This window comes from Marivita sp., from assembly GCF_020055635.1.
In the GTDB taxonomy this organism is placed as follows: domain Bacteria; phylum Pseudomonadota; class Alphaproteobacteria; order Rhodobacterales; family Rhodobacteraceae; genus Marivita.
Genome location: NZ_JAIPUT010000178.1, coordinates 1 through 2,605 on the forward strand (window position 1 = coordinate 1; position 2,605 = coordinate 2,605).

At 58.5% G+C, this 2,605-nt stretch carries 2 protein-coding genes; both read left to right on the top strand.

Features of this window, described 5'->3' with window-relative positions:
- Positions 1–237: 237 nt before the first annotated feature.
- A complete protein-coding gene (istA, locus tag LCF60_RS24345; protein WP_292295107.1) occupies positions 238–1,767 on the top strand; it encodes an IS21 family transposase in 1,530 nt (509 codons plus the stop codon).
- A 10-nt stretch (positions 1,768–1,777) separates the two neighbouring features.
- On the top strand, positions 1,778–2,530 hold the full coding sequence (gene istB, locus LCF60_RS24350) for an IS21-like element helper ATPase IstB (RefSeq protein WP_292295108.1): 753 nt from the start codon (positions 1,778–1,780) through the stop codon (positions 2,528–2,530).
- Positions 2,531–2,605 lie beyond the last annotated feature (75 nt).

Genomic DNA, 2,605 nt, shown 5'->3' on the forward strand with positions numbered 1-2,605 from the left:
AAGAACCGGCCTGACGCACTCAACAAGTCATGCAAGAGATTCAACGTGGAACGCCGACCCTCGATGGTCGCGTGCGTATTCCGGGGTGATGCGCCCACCCGTACCGATTTAATGCGCCCACCCATTCCGATTTTATCCGCCCACTGATTCCGGGGTATTCGCCCACCCCTGTGACGTGCTGCTGCGAGGCAATCTGTAACCGGCTACCTTCCGCCTTTTTGGCACGAAGGAAGCCCGATGAAGAGATTGTCGATGCGGAAGATACGAGACGTTTTGCGGCTATCAGCTGAGGGCCTTTCGACCCGCCAAATTGCGGCGAGCCTTGCGATTGGTCGGACAACCCTCCGTGGTTACCTTGATCGCGCGCGTGACGTTGGGCTTGACTGGCCATTACCAGCTGACATGTCCGACACTGACCTTGAGCACCGTCTGTTCCACCGTGCTTATCAGAATACCCAACGGATCGAGGCGCAACCTGACTGGCCCTACATTCACCGCGAGCTGCGCCGCAAGGGCGTGACGTTGTCGCTGCTGTGGGAAGAGTACCGGGCCGACCATCCTGACGGATACGGCTATTCGCGGTTCTGCGAGTTGTACACACGCTGGGAAGGCAAGCTGTCGCCGGTGATGCGACAGCGTCATCCGGCGGGCGAGCGGCTGTTCGTCGACTACGCCGGCCATACGATTGATGTGATTGACCCCGAGACCGGGGAGGTGCGCACCGCACAGGTATTTGTCGCCGTTCTGGGGTCATCAAATTACACGTTTGTCGAGGCGACCTGGACGCAATCCCTGCCTGATTGGATCGTGAGCCATGTCCGTGCGCTGGATTTCTTCGGTGGGGTGCCCGCCCAGATCGTCTCTGACAATTTGAAGGCGGGTGTCACCAAGGCCTGTTTCTATGATCCTGTGATCAATCGAACCTACGCAGATATGGCCGCGCATTACGACACGGCCGTTGTCCCGGCCAGACCATATAAACCAAAGGACAAAGCGAAGGCAGAGGCCGGGGTGCTCTTGGCTGATCGCTGGATACTGGCACGGCTGCGTAACCGTCAGTTCTTCAGCCTTGCTGAGTTAAATGCCGCCATCCGCCCACTCCTTGTCCAGCTCAATGGCAAGATCTCCCGCCATCTGGGCGCCAGTCGTAGAAAGCTTTTTGATCAGCTGGACAAGCCGGCTCTGAAGCCGCTGCCGGTAGCCCCATACGTCTATGCTGAATGGAAGAAGTGCCGCGCCGGGCTCGATTACCACGTCGCCATCGACAAGCACTATTATTCCGTACCCCATCAGCTTCTGAAGAAAGAGCTGTGGGCGCGGATCACTGACCGCACCATCGAAGTCTTCCATGTCGGGCAACGTGTCGCCTCTCATGTGAGAACGTCCAGCAACGGCAAGCATTCGACACTGCGCGTCCACATGCCAGCGCATCACCAATTCCGAGATGACTGGACGCCAGAGCGCATCAAAGCACGTGCGGCCCGCGTTGGTCCGAACGTGGCCACCTTTGTCGAGGTCGTCATGCGGGATCGCAAGCACCCGGAACAGGGCTATCGCACCTGCCTTGGGGTGATCCGGTTGGGCGACAAGTTTGGACGCGACCGACTTGATGCGGCCTGTCGCCGTGCGCTTGAGATCAACGCCAGATCCTATTCATCACTCCTGTCCATTCTCAAGAACGGGCTGGAGAGCAGGCCCCGTACCCGCGCCACGGACGAGCCTGCCATCTCCCACCCCAACATCCGTGGCGCTGAGTACTTCCATTGAAAGGAACACAATGCTTGACCATCCAACCCTTCATCACCTCAAGGCCCTCAGGCTGGACGGCATGGCCGAAGCTTTTGCCGAACTGCAGCTGCAGGATAGAGCTGCCGATCTCAGCCACGCTGAATGGCTTGGCCTGCTCGTTGACCGTGAGGTCGCAAGCCGGGAAACAAAGCAGTTTGAGGCCCGAATGCGTACTGCCAGGCTGCGCCATGTTGGCGCCAGCCCGGAAGATGTCGATTACCGCGCACGCCGTGGCCTCGATAAAGCGCTGTTCCAAAGCCTGCTTACTGGCAGATGGATCACCGACAAGCGTAACCTGATCATCACTGGTCCATGTGGCGTCGGCAAAACCTGGCTTGGGTGCGCACTGGCTCAGGCGGCCTGTCGCAACGGCATAACTGTGGTCTACAAGCGGATGCCACGCCTCTTTGAAGAATTGGAGCTGTCCCATGGTGACGGACGCTTCCCCCGCTTGTTCCGTAGTATCACGAAGGCTCAGCTGCTGATCTTGGACGACTGGGGGCCGGACAGACTGACATCACCACAACGTCGCGATCTCATGGAAATTGTCGAAGAGCGTTATGGCCGCGGCTCGACGATGATCACCAGCCAACTGCCCGTCAAAGCCTGGCATGACGTCATCGGCGAACCCACCTTCGCAGATGCAATCCTCGATCGCATCGTTCACAACGCCTACCGCCTCGAACTTGAGGGCCAATCCATGCGCAAAACCATCACCAAAATGGATGACGAAACCTCGTAGGACTGCTAACCAAAACACGCTGCCTCACGGAAACGCGTCACAGGTGGGCGAATACCCCAGAACAGGTGGGCGCAT